Source organism: Curtobacterium sp. PhB146, assembly GCF_004342995.1.
Classification (GTDB): Bacteria; Actinomycetota; Actinomycetes; order Actinomycetales; family Microbacteriaceae; genus Curtobacterium.
The window spans coordinates 1,305,821-1,320,335 of the sequence record NZ_SMBN01000001.1 but is presented as its reverse complement, the minus strand read 5'-3'; the positions used below and the strand labels follow the sequence as shown (position 1 = coordinate 1,320,335).

The window sequence follows — 14,515 nt, the reverse complement described above, 5'->3', positions numbered from 1 at the left end:
CCTCGACGGTTGTTAGTCGACGTTCCCTCACTGTGGTGCTCCGGTGAGCTTCGGGAGGTCGTGAGACCCAGCTGGATTCGCTTTCGACCAATTCGTGCCTTGCGACTTCATCCGAACCTCAGCGGCCTCGCCCCACGTTCTGGGCTCGGCGTGGCCACGCTTCGTGAAGCGTTCAACCTCTCTTGCGGTCAACGGTTCGTGGTGTTCGTGTGCGCGCGCCTGCACTGGCGTTTCGGTCTCCCGCGCGGCTCTGATCCGAGTGTTGTCCATGCTGGTGCTCACGCCGTCCGGCATCTCCACCACGTCGACCGGGTCTCCGCGCCAACCGCCGTCGCGCATGCTGTTTGTGATGTCGTCGTAGGTGTACGGCTCACCGGTGGTGCGGTCGATCTTGTTGAAGGAGACAGACTTCTGCGAGAACCGAACAGCACCAGGTTCGAACGGCCGAACGACTCGCTGCAATGGCGTGAACAGCTTTCCCAGCTTGGACGTCGCACTGAAGGCATTGACCTGCTTCGCGATCACATCACGTCCACGTGCGAATCGACTACCGACGTGCAACAGCGAGGTCGCCCGTCCACCCTTACTCGCCATCCGCATCGCCCGAGCCGTCACCCCTAGGCCACCTGCCAGTGGGACGCAGTCGACGAGGGCCCACGCGAGGTCCCACCCGTCGGCGGTGCCCTTGCTCATCTTGTACAACGTGTCCGCCAACACCACGAGCGCGATCGCCGCGATGATCAACGTCCACGGCCCCGGGATGATCATCGCGATGATCCCGCCGACCGCGACGACGACCTTCGCGATGGAGACGATGGTCTCCCATGCCTCGGACCCGAAGATCTTGTCCCACGTGGACTGCTTCCCCAGCCCCGCGTCAGCCGCTTCACCGATCTTCGTCGCGGTCCGCTGCTCCGCGTCCTGCCAGTCACCCTTCGCATCCGCCACGAGCCGCTTCGCTGCGTCGATCCGGGACTGCGCCGCCGCGATGTCGCCCTGCGCGGACGACACGGACCCCTGCGCGACGGAAGCGTTGTCGGACGCCGCCCGCAGCTGCGCCGGCGACGGCACGTCCACCCCGTCCGGCACCTCGGAGCCAGCCGGGTACTTCTCCGCGACCTTCGACAGGTCCGACGATGCCGACTGGTAGTGCGACAGGTTCGACTGCGCATCGGAGAGCCGGTCCTGCGCCGCGGCGAGGTCCCCGGACGCATCCTTCGCGTCCGCGAGCGCACCATCAGCCCGGTACTGGGTGTCATCGACCGTGTCCGCCCACCCCGACAACGCCGTCGCGGCGAGTTCGTACGAGTCGACGAGCTTGGTCAGGTCCGACGGGGTGTCCTCGATCGCGTCGACGAACACGTCCGCCGCTTCACCCTCCCAGTCGGTCAGCCACCCGGACCCCTTCACCGACTTCAGCCGGGTCGAGGCGTCATCCGCGGCGTCGGAGATGCGCTGGTACTCCCGCGACATCATCCGCAACGTCGACGGATCCCCCTTGACCGGATCATCACCCTGATCGACGACATCCCACCCCGACGGCCGCCCCATCATTCCTCCCCAGGTCCGATCTCCGCACACTTCTTCACAGATGTGCGGTTGTGACCATATCAGGGGTCACAGATGCCGATGATTCGAATCATCGTGTGCTCTCGTCCCGTGCACGGGAAAACCCGTCCGCGCCACGCGACGACGTGGTGCGGACGGGTCTCAACGGTTCAGCGATGACTCGCGCCGATCAGGATCTCGCAGGGATCAGAACCACTTCTCCGCACGGTGGTCCGCCTGGATGCGACGGATGGTGTTCGAGCGGGACCGCAGGACGAGCGAGTCGGTGTGGATGACGCCGCGCGAGCGACGGACACCGTCGACCAGGACACCGTCGGTGACGCCGGTGGCGACGAAGAACGTGTTGTCACCCGTGACCAGGTCGTCCTGGTCGAGGACCTTGTCCAGGTCGTGGCCGGCGGCGATGGCGCGCTCGCGCTCCTCGTCGTCCTTCGGCTGCAGCTTGCCGAGGATCACGCCGCCGAGCGCCTTGATCGCGCACGCCGTGATGATGCCCTCGGGGGTGCCGCCGACACCGACGCACATGTCGATCGTCGAGCCGGGCAGCGCGGCGGCGATGCCACCGGCGACGTCACCGTCGAGCAGCAGACGCGTCCCGGCGCCCGTCGCACGGATCGCACGGATCAACTCGTCGTGACGGGGACGGTCGAGCACGGCCACGACCATGTCCTCGAGGTCCTTGCCCTTGGCCTTCGCGAGCGCGCGGATGTTCTCGCCGATCGGCTTCTCGAGGTCCAGGACCCCGCGGCCCTCGGGCCCGGCGGCGATCTTGTCCATGTAGAACACGGCGGAGGGGTCGTACATCGAACCGCGGTCCGAGACGGCCATGACGGAGATGGCGTTCTGACGGCCGGCTGCGGTGAGCGAGGTGCCGTCGATCGGGTCGACCGCGATGTCGCAAGCCGGGCCGTGGCCGTTGCCGACGTGCTCGCCGTTGTAGAGCATCGGGGCGTTGTCCTTCTCGCCCTCACCGATGACGACGACGCCGTCGAAGTTCACGGTGCCGAGGAACTTGCGCATCGCGTCGACCGCGGCGCCGTCGGCGAGGTTCTTCTCACCACGCCCGACCCACGGCTGCGCACGGATCGCGGCGGCCTCCGTCGCACGCACGAGCTCGAGGGCCAGGTTGCGGTCGGGCTGGAGGAACAGGGAGCCGGTTTCCGTAGAGGGAGTCACGACCCGAGCCTACCGACCGGCGGCCGACCGGCGGTTCGGACACCGGGCCCGTGCACGCATGTGCACGGCGGACGCGAGCCGACCGTGTAACCCGCACCGCGCCTCCAGAGCTTCTGACTACGATCGGCGGGGACATCACCGAAGTCGAAGGAGATCCACGTGCCCATCGCAACGCCGGAACAGTACGCCGAGATGATCGAACGCGCGAAGGCGGGCAAGTTCGCGTACCCCGCGGTCAACGTGTCCTCGTCGCAGACCATCAACGCGGTCCTCCAGGGCCTGCAGGAGTCCGGCTCGGACGGCATCCTCCAGGTCACGACGGGCGGTGCCGACTACTTCGCCGGCCAGACGATCAAGAACCGTGCCGCCGGTGCCCTCGCGATGGCGAAGTTCGCCCACGAGGTCGCGAAGAACTACGACATCACGGTCGCGCTGCACACCGACCACTGCCCGAAGGACGCCCTCGACGGCTTCGTCCTGCCGCTCATCGCGGCGAGCGAGGAAGAGGTCCGCGCCGGCCGCAACCCGATCTTCCAGTCGCACATGTGGGACGGCTCGGCCGTGCCGCTCGACGAGAACATCGAGATCGCGAAGACCATGCTCGAGAAGACGCGGAACATCAACGCGATCCTCGAGGTCGAGATCGGTGTCGTCGGCGGCGAAGAGGACGGCGTCGAGCACGAGGGCACGAACGACGCCCTGTACACGACCCCGAACGACGTCGAGAAGGTCGTCGACGCGCTCGGCCTGGGCGACAAGGGTCGCTGGATCGCCGCGCTCACCTTCGGCAACGTGCACGGCGTCTACAAGCCGGGCAACGTCAAGCTCCGCCCCGAGCTCCTCGGCGAGATCCAGGCCTCGGTCGCGGCCAAGCACGGCACCGGCGAGAACCCCCTCGACCTCGTCTTCCACGGCGGCTCCGGCTCGACCGACGACGAGATCCACGAGGCCGTCCGCAACGGCGTCATCAAGATGAACATCGACACGGACACGCAGTACGCGTTCACCCGATCGATCGCGGACTCGATGTTCCGGAACTACGAGGGTGTCCTGAAGATCGACGGCGAGGTCGGCAACAAGAAGCAGTACGACCCCCGCGCCTGGGGCAAGGTCGCCGAGTCCGCCATGGCGGCTCGCGTGGGCGAGGCCGCGAAGGTGCTCGGCTCCGCCGGTCACACCAAGGGCTGACACCGGGAGCAACTGCCAGGAGGAACGGGGCGCGTCCGACGGACGTGCCCCGTTCTGCGTCCGGCCGCCTCCACCGCATGCCACGATGGGCAGGTGACCGTCGACGCCATCGCCTCCGAGTTCGCCCAGTTCGTCACCGAGTCGCCCACCGCGTTCCACGCGGCAGCGGCCGCCCGTGACCGCCTCGTCGCAGCCGGGTTCACCGAGCTGTCCGAGCTCGACGCGTGGCCGACCGAACCCGGCGCGTACGTCGTGGTCCGCGACGGTGCGGTCATCGCGTGGCGCCTGCCGGAGGGTGCAACGGCGACGACCCCGTTCCGGATCCTCGGCGCCCACACCGACTCCCCCGGGTTCCGGATCAAGCCGAACCCCGGAGTCCGCACCGGCGGGTGGGAGCAGCTGAACGTCGAGGTCTACGGCGGCGCGCTCCTGTCGACGTGGTTCGACCGCGACCTGCGCATCGCCGGCCGGGTCGTCGACGCCGACGGCAGCGTGCGGCTCGTCAGCACCGACGCGGTCGCCCGCATCCCGAACCTCGCGATCCACCTCGACCGCGGGGTGAACGACGGCAAGGAGATCGACCGCCAACGCCACACGCTGCCGATCGTCGGCGTGGACGGCGACGCCGGAGGGACCTCGGTCGTGGAGTGGCTGCGCGCTCGCCTCGGAGACGATGCAGTCTCGTGGGACCTCTTCCTCGCCGACACCCAGGCCCCCGCCCGCATCGGCATCGAGCGCGAGTTCCTGGCGTCGGGCCGGATGGACAACCTGACGAGCGTGCACGCCGGGCTCCGCGGCATCGTGGACGCCCCGGTCGACGGCGACCACATCCCCGTGTTCGCGGCGTTCGACCACGAGGAGATCGGTTCCTCGACCCCGTCCGGTGCCGGTGGCCCGTTCCTCGAGGACGTCCTCGGCCGCGTGCAGGAGGGTCTCGGCGCCACCCGCTCCGAGGCCGCTCGGGCGTTCCGCGCCTCGTGGCTGTTGTCGAGCGACGCCGGGCACCTGGTGCACCCGAACCAGCCGGAGAAGCACGACCCGACGAACCGTCCGCGCCCCGGTGCCGGTCCGCTGCTGAAGATCAGCGCGAACCAGCGCTACATGACCGAGGCCAAGGGCGAGGCCGTCTGGGCCGCCGCATGCGACACCGCCGGGGTGCCGTGGCAGCCGTTCGTCAACGTCAACACGATCCCCGGTGGCTCGACCATCGGCCCGATCGCGGCGACCCGGCTCGGGATCCCGACGATCGACATCGGCGTCGGGCTGCTGTCGATGCACTCGATCCGCGAGCTCGTGCACGTCGAGGACCTGGCGTCACTCCACGGCGCCGTCGCGGCGTTCCTGGCAGGCTGAGCCCTGGCCGGCTGGACCCGGCCGGCTGAGCCCCGCCCGGCGTCTGCGGGCCGGGGTGGTCGCGACTCCCCGCGCACGCAGGACCGAGTGGTCACGAACTGTCGGGGGCCCCGGCGCCGGACGACACTTCGTGACCGCTCGACGGCGGGCATGCGGCGTGTTGCGACCACTCGACGCGCGGATGCCAGCGCCGCGAGCAGCCTGGCGGTCAGGCGGTCCGAGGGTCAGGCGCCGGCCTGGCGCATCATGAACTCGACGAACTGCGGGTCCTGGAACACCACGACGACGAACGCGATGGTGCTCACGAAGGTGGCCACGACCGCGCCGACGATCGGCACCCAGAACGTGCGCTTGCGTGCCCGGAGCCGGCGGATCGACCACCACGCCACGAGCGCGAAGACCACGACGTTCGTGATCGCCCCGATGATCGCGGCACCGCTCAGTGCACTCGGGTCGTTCAGCGCCGTGTACTGCGTCTCGAGGGTCCGACGCACCGTCGACGCGACGTTGGTCACCGCGAGGGACTGCACCACGGAGATGAGTCCGAAGGCGAGCAGACCGACCGTCAGGACGAAGTCGGCGGGCGTGCGTCCGAACCGGCTCGTCGACGCGGACCGCTGCGACCCGCCCGTGGTCGGGTCGCCGGCTGCGCCGGGTCGTCCTGGAGGCACGGTGCCGGTCGGCGCACCGGCACCGGACCGGTACGCGGTCGCGCCGTCCTGCCCGGCCTGGCTCGCCGCCTGCTGGCGGCGGTCGCGCTCCTGCTGCTCGCGCTCCTGACGTTCCTGTTCGACCAGGACCGGGTTGACCCATCCCTCTGGCGCGTACTCGCCGTACGCGGGGGCGGGTCGGCCGTGGACCCGGCCGCTGACGGCACCGGCGGCCGTCGTCGGGGACGTGCCCCGGGCCTCCTGGCCGGCTGCCGCCGTGTCGTCGACGTGACCCGGCTCGCGCTGCGGCACCGAGCCCCAGCCGTCCGCGCCGCTCATGCCCGACGCCCGCCGAGCGCGCGCGTCGGGTTGCCCGACGCGTCGGTGCGGAGCTCCTTGGGGAGCGAGAACATCAGGTCTTCGTGTGCGGTCACGACTTCTTCCACGGCGCCGTACCCGGCGTCGGCGAGTTGTTCGAGGACTTCGGCGACGAGCTCTTCGGGGACGGACGCGCCGCTCGTGACGCCGACGGTGGCGACGCCGTCGAGCCACTCCTGGCGGATCTCCTCCGCGTAGTCGACACGGTGCGCGGCCTTCGCCCCGTGCTCCAGGGCGACCTCGACCAGACGGACGCTGTTCGACGAGTTCGCGGAGCCGACGACGATCACCAGGTCGGTGCCCGGGGCGACCTTCTTGATCGCGACCTGGCGGTTCTGGGTGGCGTAGCAGATGTCGTCGGACGGCGGATCCTGGATGGTCGGGTACTTCTCGCGCAGCAGGCGGACGGTCTCCATCGTCTCGTCGACGCTCAGCGTGGTCTGCGACAACCAGACGAGGTTGTCGGGATCGGGGACGTCGAGCGCGGCGACGTCGTCCGGGCCGTTGACCAGGATCGTGCGCTCGGGGGCGTGGCCCATCGTGCCCTCGACCTCTTCGTGGCCGGTGTGCCCGATCAGGATGATGGTCCGCTCGGCCTTGGCGAACCGGGTGGCCTCGCGGTGGACCTTGGTGACCAGGGGGCAGGTGGCGTCGATGGCGTGCAGGTCGCGGTCGGCGGCACCGGCCACGACGGCGGGTGAGACGCCGTGGGCGCTGAACACCACGTGCGAACCGCGCGGGACCTCGGCGACGTCGTCGACGAACACCGCACCGCGCTGCTCGAGGGTCGACACGACGTGGACGTTGTGGACGATCTGCTTGCGGACGTAGACGGGCTCGCCGTACTGCTCGAGCGCCTTCTCGACCGCCACCACCGCCCGGTCGACCCCGGCGCAGTAGCCGCGGGGTGCCGCGAGCAGCACCTTCTTCGGACCGGCGACCGGCTCGTCACGCAGTCGCCCACGCGCCGCGTGCACACGCGGAGGGGCGAGCGGGACCGTGTGGCCGTTGGTGATCGTCACGTCCCCGATGATAGGTGAGCGGGACGCACGCGACCTGGGCGCGGGGGCCGGCTGTGGAGAACCCGCCGCTCGCCCGCTGTCACCGGTGTCGGGCACGATGGACGTCCAGCACGAGAAGGAGCGACATGGCGATCGAACAGGGCCCGCCGACGGCCGACAACCCGTGGCCGGTCGCGCTCCTCGGCGCGAAGCTCCGCGACTGGATCGACCGGCTCGGCACCGCGTGGATCGAGGGCGAGATCACGCAGTGGAACGTCGCGGGCGGCAACGTCTACGGCAAGCTCAAGGACGTCGAGGTCGATGCGACGGTGTCGTTCTCGATCTGGTCGAGCGTGCGGTCCCGGGTGCCGGCGGACATCAAGCAGGGCGACCGGGTCGTCGCAGCGGTCAAGCCGAACTACTGGGTCAAGGGCGGCTCGCTGACCATGCAGGTCGTCGAGATGAAGCACGTCGGCCTCGGTGACCTGCTCGAACGACTCGAACGCCTGCGTCGGACCCTGGGCGAAGAGGGGCTGTTCGACCCCGCACGCAAGAAGCGTCTGCCGTTCCTGCCGCACCGGATCGGCCTGATCACCGGCAAGGACTCCGACGCCGAGAAGGACGTCAAGCGCAACGCGCAGCTCCGGTGGCCGCAGGTCGAGTTCCGCACCGTCCACACCGCCGTGCAGGGCGAGCGGACCGTGGGCGAGGTCACGGCGGCGATCCTCGAGCTCGACGCCGACCCGACGGTGGACGTCATCATCATCGCCCGTGGTGGCGGCGACTTCCAGAACCTGCTCGGCTTCAGCGACGAAGGACTCGTCCGCGCAGCAGCAGCGGCGAGCACACCGATCGTGTCGGCCATCGGGCACGAGGCCGACCGTCCCATCCTCGACGAGGTCGCGGACCTCCGCGCCTCCACCCCCACCGACGCCGCCAAGCGCGTCGTGCCCGACGTCGCGGAGGAGCTCGCGAACGTCCGGCAGGCCCGAGCCCGCATCGGCCTGCGGTTGTCGCAGACCCTCGCGGTCGAGGCCGACCGGATCGCAGCACTCCGGTCACGCCCGGCGCTCGCGTCGACGGCGTGGCTCGTCGACACCCGTGCGGAGGAAGTGGCCCGCGACCTCTCCCGGTCGCGGGAGCTGCTCGACCGTCGGCTCGAGCGGGGCCACTCCGAGGTCGGGCACCTGACCGCCAGGCTCCGTGCGCTGTCGCCGCGCGACACCCTGCGCCGCGGCTACGCGATCGTGCAGCGGGCCGACGGCGGCGTGGTGCGGTCGTCCGACGACCTGACCGGGCAGACGCCGGTGCACGTCACGCTCGGCGCGGGGACGGCGACCGGAACGCTCGAGCCGGACGGGCCGGGTCCGGACGGGTCGGGTCCGGCAGCCTGACGCGTCGGGGTCGCCGACGGCCTGGTCACCAGCCGCGGTCGCGCAGCCAGGTCGTCGCCAGCGTGCTCCACGCCTCGGCCGGCCCGAGGCCGTCGGCGAGCCCGATGCCGTGCACCCCGCGCTCGAACACGTGCAGGTCGAACGGCACCCCGTGCCGCGCCAGCGCGTGTGCGTAGGACAGCGAGTGCGTCACCGGCACGTGCTCGTCCTCGGCCGTGTGCCACAGGAAGGTCGGCGGGGTCCGGTCGTCGACGAGCAGGTCCGCGTCCACCGCGGACCGCTCGCGGACGCTCGCGCCCGGTCCGAGCAGGTTGTCGGCGCTGCCGACGTGCGGGTGGTCCGTCATCGACGTCACCGGGTAGCAGAGCACCGTCAGGTCGGGTCGGTCGTCGACGTCCGACACGGCGCGCTCGGCCGGCGTCGGTGCGTTCGACACGAGGGCCGCCAGGTGCCCGCCTGCCGACGAACCGATCACGACGATCCGCGGATCGGACGGGAGGCCCGCCCAGCGTCCGGCACGCAGGTCACGGACGAGCGCTCGGGTCGCCACCACGGCGTCCGGGTGGCGGTGCGGGGCGAGCGGGTACGCGAACACGACCGCGTCGATGCCGATCCCGTTCAGCCAGCGGGCGTACCCCTCCCCCTCGTGCGGGGCGTGCATGCCGTACCCACCCCCGGGCAGGACGACCGCGAGCGAGGGGCGGTCCGGCAGCCCGTCGCGCTCCGCGCTCGGTCCGTCCGGTGCTGGGTACCAGTCCACGCCCTCGGGGAGATCTGTCATGGCGCGACCCTACCGGCCGGTGTTCTCCCCAGGCGCAGCGGGCACGTCGGTCAGTCGGTGGACCCTCGGTAGGATCGAGTCGTGCCATCCCAGCAGGAACCCGAGCAGACCGACGTCCAGTCGCTGAGCTACGAAGCAGCCCGCGACGAACTCGTGCGTGTCGTGAGCGAGCTCGAACAGGGCTCCGCGACCCTCGAGCGCTCGCTGTCGCTCTGGGAGCGCGGCGAGGCCCTGGCCGCCCGCTGCGAAGAGTGGCTCGTCGGTGCTCGTGCCCGGCTCGACGCGGCCCGCGCGGCCAGCAGCGCCGAGGACGGCTCCGCCCGATGACCGACGCGAACGGTCGCCCGATCGTCGCCGAGCTCGGCCGACCCGAGACGGCAGAGGAGACCTGGGCACGCAAGGACGCTGCACGGACCGCTCGCCGCCAGCACCAGACGGCCTTCAACCTCGTGATCGCGCTCATCGCGTCGCTCGGCATCGTGCTGTTCCTCGTCGCCGTGGTCGTGCGGCCGAACACCACGGTCGACCGCTCCGTCGACTACCAGCAGATCGCGGCCGATGCCCACGTCGGCGACATCACCCTCGCCGCCCCCGACCTGCCGAGCGGCTTCACGTCGAACCGGGCCGACTTCTCCGACAAGACCTCGGACGACGTCGACGTCTGGACCGTCGGGTTCGTGACGCCGGACAAGCAGTACCTCAGCCTGCAGCAGGGCGTGGACGCGAACGGCTCGTGGGTCTCGAACCAACTCGACCAGCGACCGTCGACCGGCACTCGCGTCATCGACGGCACGAAGTGGACCGTGTACGACCGACGGGCCGAGGGCTCGGATGCCGGCAACCACGCGTACTCGCTCGTGTCCACGTTCGGCACCAACACGATCGTGCTCTCCGGCACCGCCGACGACTCGTCGTACCGCACCGTGGCCACGGCCGTGACGAAGCAGTTCTCCCAGTAGCGACCGCCGGACGAATCCTGCCGGACACCCCGGCGCCCGACCACTCGACCTGATCCGACCCGATCCGAGGAGCCCCATGCCCGACCGCGCCGCCTCCACCCCGTCCGACGCCCTGCGCCTGCTCGTCGACGGCAACGCCCGCTTCGCCGCCGACAAGCGCCGCATGGGCCGCACGGACCCCGACCGCCGCACCGAGCTCCAGGGGTCGCAGGCGCCGTTCGCGACCGTCCTCGGCTGCTCCGACTCGCGCGTGCCGTTCGAGCACGTGTTCGACGCGGGCATCGGTGACCTCTTCGCCATCCGCAACGCCGGGCAGATCGTCGACGACGTCGTGCTCGGGTCGATCGAGTTCGCGGTCGTCGCGCTCGGCACCCCGCTCGTCGTCGTCCTGCGCCACACCCGGTGCGGTGCCGTCGCCGCGGCCCGCTCGGGTGAGCCGGTCCCCGCGCCGCACCTGCAGGCCCTGGTCGACGCCATCGCCCCGAGCGTCGAGAAGGTCCGTGCCACCGACGCCGAGCTCCCACAAGAAGCGATCGGCGCCGCCCACCTCGAGGCCACGCTCCGCCAGGTGCTCGAGCGCTCCGGTGCCGTCTCCGACGCGATCGCCGAGGGCCGGCTGGCCGTCGTCGGCGCGACCTACGACCTCGGCACGGGCGAGGTCACGATCGACACGGTGGTCGGCAACGCCTGACGGCCCCTCGGCGCCGCACCCGCACGTCCCACATCCGTCGCACCGGTACAGTCGAACGAGACGCCCGGCGCCGGTTCCGTGACCCACGGAGACCTCGTGCGCCGGCGCAGTCCCCCGACGCGACCGCGTCCGGCGAGCACCCCAGGAAGGACCACGACGACGTGACCGACACCACCGAGACCGAGTTCCGCATCGAGCACGACACCATGGGCGAGGTGCGGGTGCCGAAGTCGGCGTTGTACCGCGCCCAGACCCAGCGCGCGGTCGAGAACTTCCCCATCTCGGGCACCGGGCTCGAGTCGGCCCAGATCGTGGCGCTCGCCCGCATCAAGCGCGCTGCGGCCATCGTGAACGGCGAGCTCGGCATCGTCGAGCCCGCCGTCGCCGACGCCATCGCGGGCGCGGCGGACCTGATCATCGGTGGGCAGCACCACGACCAGTTCCCCGTCGACGTGTACCAGACCGGCAGCGGCACCTCGTCGAACATGAACATGAACGAGGTCCTGGCCACGCTGGCGTCGGACATCGGCGGCACCGCGGTGCACCCGAACGACCACGTCAACGCCTCGCAGTCGTCGAACGACGTGTTCCCGACCTCGGTGCACGTCGCCGTGACCGAAGCCCTGCTGCGCTCGCTCGTCCCGGCGCTCGAGCACCTCGCCGAGTCGCTCGAGGCCAAAGCCACGTTGTGGGCCGACGCCGTGAAGTCCGGCCGCACGCACCTGATGGACGCCACCCCGGTCACCCTCGGCCAGGAGTTCGGCGGCTACGCACGCCAGATCCGCCTGGGCATCGAGCGGGTCACCGCGACGCTCCCCCGCGTCGCCGAGGTCCCGCTCGGCGGCACCGCCGTCGGCACCGGCATCAACACCCCGAAGGGCTTCCCGCAGCGGGTGATCGCCCAGCTCGCGAGCGACACCGACCTGCCGATCACCGAGGCCGTCGACCACTTCGAGGCCCAGGGCGCGCGCGACGCCCTGGTCGAGGCCTCCGGGGCGCTCAAGGTGCTCGCGGTCAGCCTGACGAAGATCAACAACGACCTGCGCTGGATGGGGTCGGGCCCGAACACCGGGCTCGGCGAACTGCACATCCCCGACCTGCAGCCGGGCTCGTCGATCATGCCCGGCAAGGTCAACCCGGTCATCCCCGAGGCCACCCTGATGGTCGGCGCGCGGGTCATCGGCAACGACGCCACCATCGCCTGGGCGGGTGCGTCCGGTGCGTTCGAGCTCAACGTCGCGATCCCCGTGATGGGGACGGCGCTGCTCGAGTCGATCCGCCTGCTGGCGAACAGCTCGCGGGTGCTGGCCGACAAGACCATCGACGGGCTGCAGGCGAACCTCGAGCGGGCCCGGGCGTTCGCCGAGTCGTCGCCGTCGATCGTCACCCCGCTCAACCGGGTCATCGGCTACGAGGCCGCGGCCAAGGTCGCGAAGTACGCCGTCGCCGAGGGCATCACCGTCCGCCAGGCCGTCGTGGCGCTCGGACACGTCGAGCGTGGCGAGGTCACCGAGGAGCAGCTCGACGCGGCACTGGACGTCCTGTCCATGACCCACCCGAACTGAGCTCCTGCCGCGGGACCCCTCCGCGCTGACCCCTCCGCGCTGACCCCTCCGCCAAAGCGACAGATCTCCGCGAACTGTTCGCGGAGATCTGTCGCTTTCGCGTGTGGGGAACAGCCGGGCGCTAGACCAGGTCGGGCGAGTCCAGCAGGTCCGTCACGAGGGCGGCGATCGCGGAGCGCTCCGACCGGGTCAGCGTGACGTGGGCGAACAGCGGGTGACCCTTGAGCCGCTCGATGACGCTCGCGATGCCGTCGTGGCGGCCGACCCGCAGGTTGTCGCGCTGCGCGACGTCGTGGGTGAGCACCACGCGGGAGTTCTGCCCGATGCGGGAGAGCATGGTGAGCAGCACGTTCCGTTCGAGCGACTGTGCCTCGTCGACGATCACGAACGCGTCGTGCAGGGACCGACCGCGGATGTGCGTGAGCGGCAGGACCTCGATCAAGCCGCGCTCGATCACCTCGTCGAGGACGTTGTCGGACACCACCGACCCGAGGGTGTCGTAGACCGCCTGCGCCCACGGGTTCATCTTCTCGCCGGCGTCACCGGGCAGGAACCCGAGGTCCTGGCCACCCACGGCGTACAGCGGCCGGAACACCATGATCTTCTTGTGCTGCTGCCGCTCGAGCACTGCTTCGAGCCCGGCGCACAGGGCCAACGCGGACTTGCCCGTGCCGGCGCTGCCGCCCAGGGACACGATGCCGATCTCGGAGTCGAGCAGGGCGTCGATCGCGAGCCGCTGCTCGGCGGAGCGGCCGCGCAACCCGAAGACCTCGCGGTCGCCACGGACCAGGGCGACGGAACCGGCGGTGTGCACGCGACCGAGGGCCGAACCGCGCTCGGAGTGGATGACGACACCGGTGTTGACCGGCACGCCGTCGAGCTGGACGGAGCGGATCTCCTCCTTCTCGTACAGATCGGCCATCTGTTCGCCCGAGACCTGCAGGTCGGCGATGCCGGTGTAGCCGGAGTCGACCGCGAGCTCGGCTCGGTACTCCTCGGCCGCCATGCCGATCGACGACGCCTTGACGCGCAGGGGCAGGTCCTTCGACACGACGACCACGTCGAGCCCGTCGTTCTGCAGGTTCGAGGCGACGGCGAGGATGCGGGAGTCGTTGTCGCCGAGCTGCAGCCCGGACGGCAGGACGGACTGGTTGGAGTGGTTCAGCTCGACGCGGAAGGAACCGCCGTCACCGAGCGCGATCGGGAAGTCGAGCCGTTCGTGTTCGATGCGCATCTCGTCCAGCAGCCGCAGGGCCTGCCGCGCGAAGTACCCGATCTCCGGGTCGTTGCGCTTCGACTCGAGTTCGCTGACGACCACGACGGGCAGGACCACCGCGTGCTCGGCGAAGCGGAACAAGGCCCGCGGATCGCTGAGGAGCACCGATGTGTCGAGCACGTACGTGCGCTGGGCGACCGACGTGGACGAGTCCGCGGTGGGCTGGTGCTGGGTTCCGCGAGAGACGTTCTGAGAGGTCACGACCACTCCATCCCCGGGCCGCGAGCAGCCCGGTCCATGTCCTCGAACGCGGCCGTGGAGCGGGTCCCGAAGCACCGACTGTGGCCGCTTCGATCGGGCGCGGTGCCCGATGGGGACAACGTACGTCCGCCCTCCGACACCCCGCCAGCGACACGCGGTTTCCGGCGTTACGGTCACGTGAACAACGTGACACCGGCAGTCGACCGGTCACGAGCTGTGGGCTGCGGCTGCGCCGCCCGACAGACGGTGACCAGTCGGCGGACGTGCGCGGTGCGTCGTGACCCTCGCGGGTGGCCGACAGGAGGCCCGTGGCGGCCGGGCACCGCGCCTCCA

13 protein-coding genes are annotated in these 14,515 nt (G+C 70.6%); 7 read left to right on the top strand and 6 right to left on the bottom strand.

Annotation, left to right across the window (positions count from 1 at the left end):
* Positions 1 to 27: 27 nt before the first annotated feature.
* Together EDF33_RS06420 and glpX are read right to left on the bottom strand one after the other, a co-directional pair.
* Positions 28 to 1,551 carry a putative T7SS-secreted protein gene (locus EDF33_RS06420; protein ID WP_347812763.1) on the bottom strand — a complete coding sequence of 508 codons (1,524 nt, stop codon included), beginning with the start codon at positions 1,549 to 1,551 and terminating at the stop codon, positions 28 to 30.
* Between the two features lie 204 nt (positions 1,552 to 1,755).
* Positions 1,756 to 2,745: a class II fructose-bisphosphatase gene (glpX, locus tag EDF33_RS06415; RefSeq protein WP_111084799.1), complete on the bottom strand. Its 990-nt coding sequence runs from the start codon at positions 2,743 to 2,745 to the stop codon at positions 1,756 to 1,758.
* Between the two features lie 159 nt (positions 2,746 to 2,904).
* On the opposite strand from glpX, the gene fbaA reads away from it, so the two are divergent.
* Both fbaA and EDF33_RS06405 read left to right on the top strand, forming a co-directional pair.
* Positions 2,905 to 3,933 carry a class II fructose-bisphosphate aldolase gene (gene fbaA / locus EDF33_RS06410; RefSeq protein ID WP_123294161.1) on the top strand — a complete coding sequence of 343 codons (1,029 nt, stop codon included), beginning with the start codon at positions 2,905 to 2,907 and terminating at the stop codon, positions 3,931 to 3,933.
* Between the two features lie 93 nt (positions 3,934 to 4,026).
* Positions 4,027 to 5,286, top strand: a complete 1,260-nt coding sequence (locus tag EDF33_RS06405) for a M18 family aminopeptidase (protein WP_131878241.1) — start codon at positions 4,027 to 4,029, stop codon at positions 5,284 to 5,286.
* Positions 5,287 to 5,510: 224 nt separating this feature from the next.
* Here the strand turns inward: EDF33_RS06405 and EDF33_RS06400 are convergent, their stop codons facing one another.
* Both EDF33_RS06400 and EDF33_RS06395 read right to left on the bottom strand, forming a co-directional pair.
* A complete protein-coding gene (locus EDF33_RS06400; protein WP_123294163.1) occupies positions 5,511 to 6,275 on the bottom strand; it encodes a DUF6264 family protein in 765 nt (254 codons plus the stop codon).
* A complete protein-coding gene (locus EDF33_RS06395) occupies positions 6,272 to 7,330 on the bottom strand; it encodes a 4-hydroxy-3-methylbut-2-enyl diphosphate reductase (protein WP_131845537.1) in 1,059 nt (352 codons plus the stop codon). Before EDF33_RS06395 ends, EDF33_RS06400 begins: the two co-directional genes overlap by 4 nt.
* 131 nt (positions 7,331 to 7,461) lie before the next feature.
* Here EDF33_RS06395 and xseA point away from each other — a divergent pair, with 131 nt between their 5' ends.
* Positions 7,462 to 8,709 carry an exodeoxyribonuclease VII large subunit gene (gene xseA, locus EDF33_RS06390; protein ID WP_131845296.1) on the top strand — a complete coding sequence of 416 codons (1,248 nt, stop codon included), beginning with the start codon at positions 7,462 to 7,464 and terminating at the stop codon, positions 8,707 to 8,709.
* A gap of 25 nt (positions 8,710 to 8,734) precedes the next feature.
* Here xseA and EDF33_RS06385 read toward each other — a convergent pair whose 3' ends face one another.
* Positions 8,735 to 9,490 (bottom strand): alpha/beta hydrolase, encoded by a 756-nt coding sequence (locus tag EDF33_RS06385; protein WP_132099565.1) that lies wholly within the window; start codon positions 9,488 to 9,490, stop codon positions 8,735 to 8,737.
* Positions 9,491 to 9,571: 81 nt separating this feature from the next.
* On the opposite strand from EDF33_RS06385, the gene EDF33_RS06380 reads away from it, so the two are divergent.
* From EDF33_RS06380 to EDF33_RS06365, 4 genes are all read left to right on the top strand, one after another.
* Complete coding sequence (locus EDF33_RS06380; RefSeq protein ID WP_111084805.1) at positions 9,572 to 9,817, top strand: exodeoxyribonuclease VII small subunit; 246 nt, start codon at positions 9,572 to 9,574, stop codon at positions 9,815 to 9,817.
* Positions 9,814 to 10,449: a DUF4245 domain-containing protein gene (locus EDF33_RS06375; protein ID WP_132099564.1), complete on the top strand. Its 636-nt coding sequence runs from the start codon at positions 9,814 to 9,816 to the stop codon at positions 10,447 to 10,449. Before EDF33_RS06380 ends, EDF33_RS06375 begins: the two co-directional genes overlap by 4 nt.
* Before the next feature lie 76 nt (positions 10,450 to 10,525).
* Positions 10,526 to 11,140, top strand: coding sequence for a carbonic anhydrase (locus tag EDF33_RS06370; RefSeq protein WP_111084807.1), 615 nt, complete (start codon positions 10,526 to 10,528; stop codon positions 11,138 to 11,140).
* 161 nt (positions 11,141 to 11,301) lie between these two features.
* Positions 11,302 to 12,705, top strand: coding sequence for a class II fumarate hydratase (locus tag EDF33_RS06365; RefSeq protein WP_123294166.1), 1,404 nt, complete (start codon positions 11,302 to 11,304; stop codon positions 12,703 to 12,705).
* Positions 12,706 to 12,826: 121 nt separating this feature from the next.
* Here the strand turns inward: EDF33_RS06365 and EDF33_RS06360 are convergent, their stop codons facing one another.
* Entirely contained in the window at positions 12,827 to 14,188 is a 1,362-nt protein-coding gene (locus tag EDF33_RS06360; RefSeq protein ID WP_185021053.1) for a PhoH family protein, read from the bottom strand.
* Positions 14,189 to 14,515: the final 327 nt, after the last annotated feature.

What these genes read in the sequence shown, in the direction of transcription:
- EDF33_RS06375 (WP_132099564.1), top strand. Translation starts at nt 9,814, where the DNA reads ATGACCGACGCGAACGGTCGCCCGATCGTCGCCGAGCTCGGCCGACCC.
- EDF33_RS06420 (WP_347812763.1), bottom strand. Translation starts at nt 1,551, where the DNA reads ATGGGGCGGCCGTCGGGGTGGGATGTCGTCGATCAGGGTGATGATCCG.
- xseA (WP_131845296.1), top strand. Translation starts at nt 7,462, where the DNA reads ATGGCGATCGAACAGGGCCCGCCGACGGCCGACAACCCGTGGCCGGTC.
- EDF33_RS06370 (WP_111084807.1), top strand. Translation starts at nt 10,526, where the DNA reads ATGCCCGACCGCGCCGCCTCCACCCCGTCCGACGCCCTGCGCCTGCTC.
- EDF33_RS06400 (WP_123294163.1), bottom strand. Translation starts at nt 6,275, where the DNA reads ATGAGCGGCGCGGACGGCTGGGGCTCGGTGCCGCAGCGCGAGCCGGGT.
- EDF33_RS06385 (WP_132099565.1), bottom strand. Translation starts at nt 9,490, where the DNA reads ATGACAGATCTCCCCGAGGGCGTGGACTGGTACCCAGCACCGGACGGA.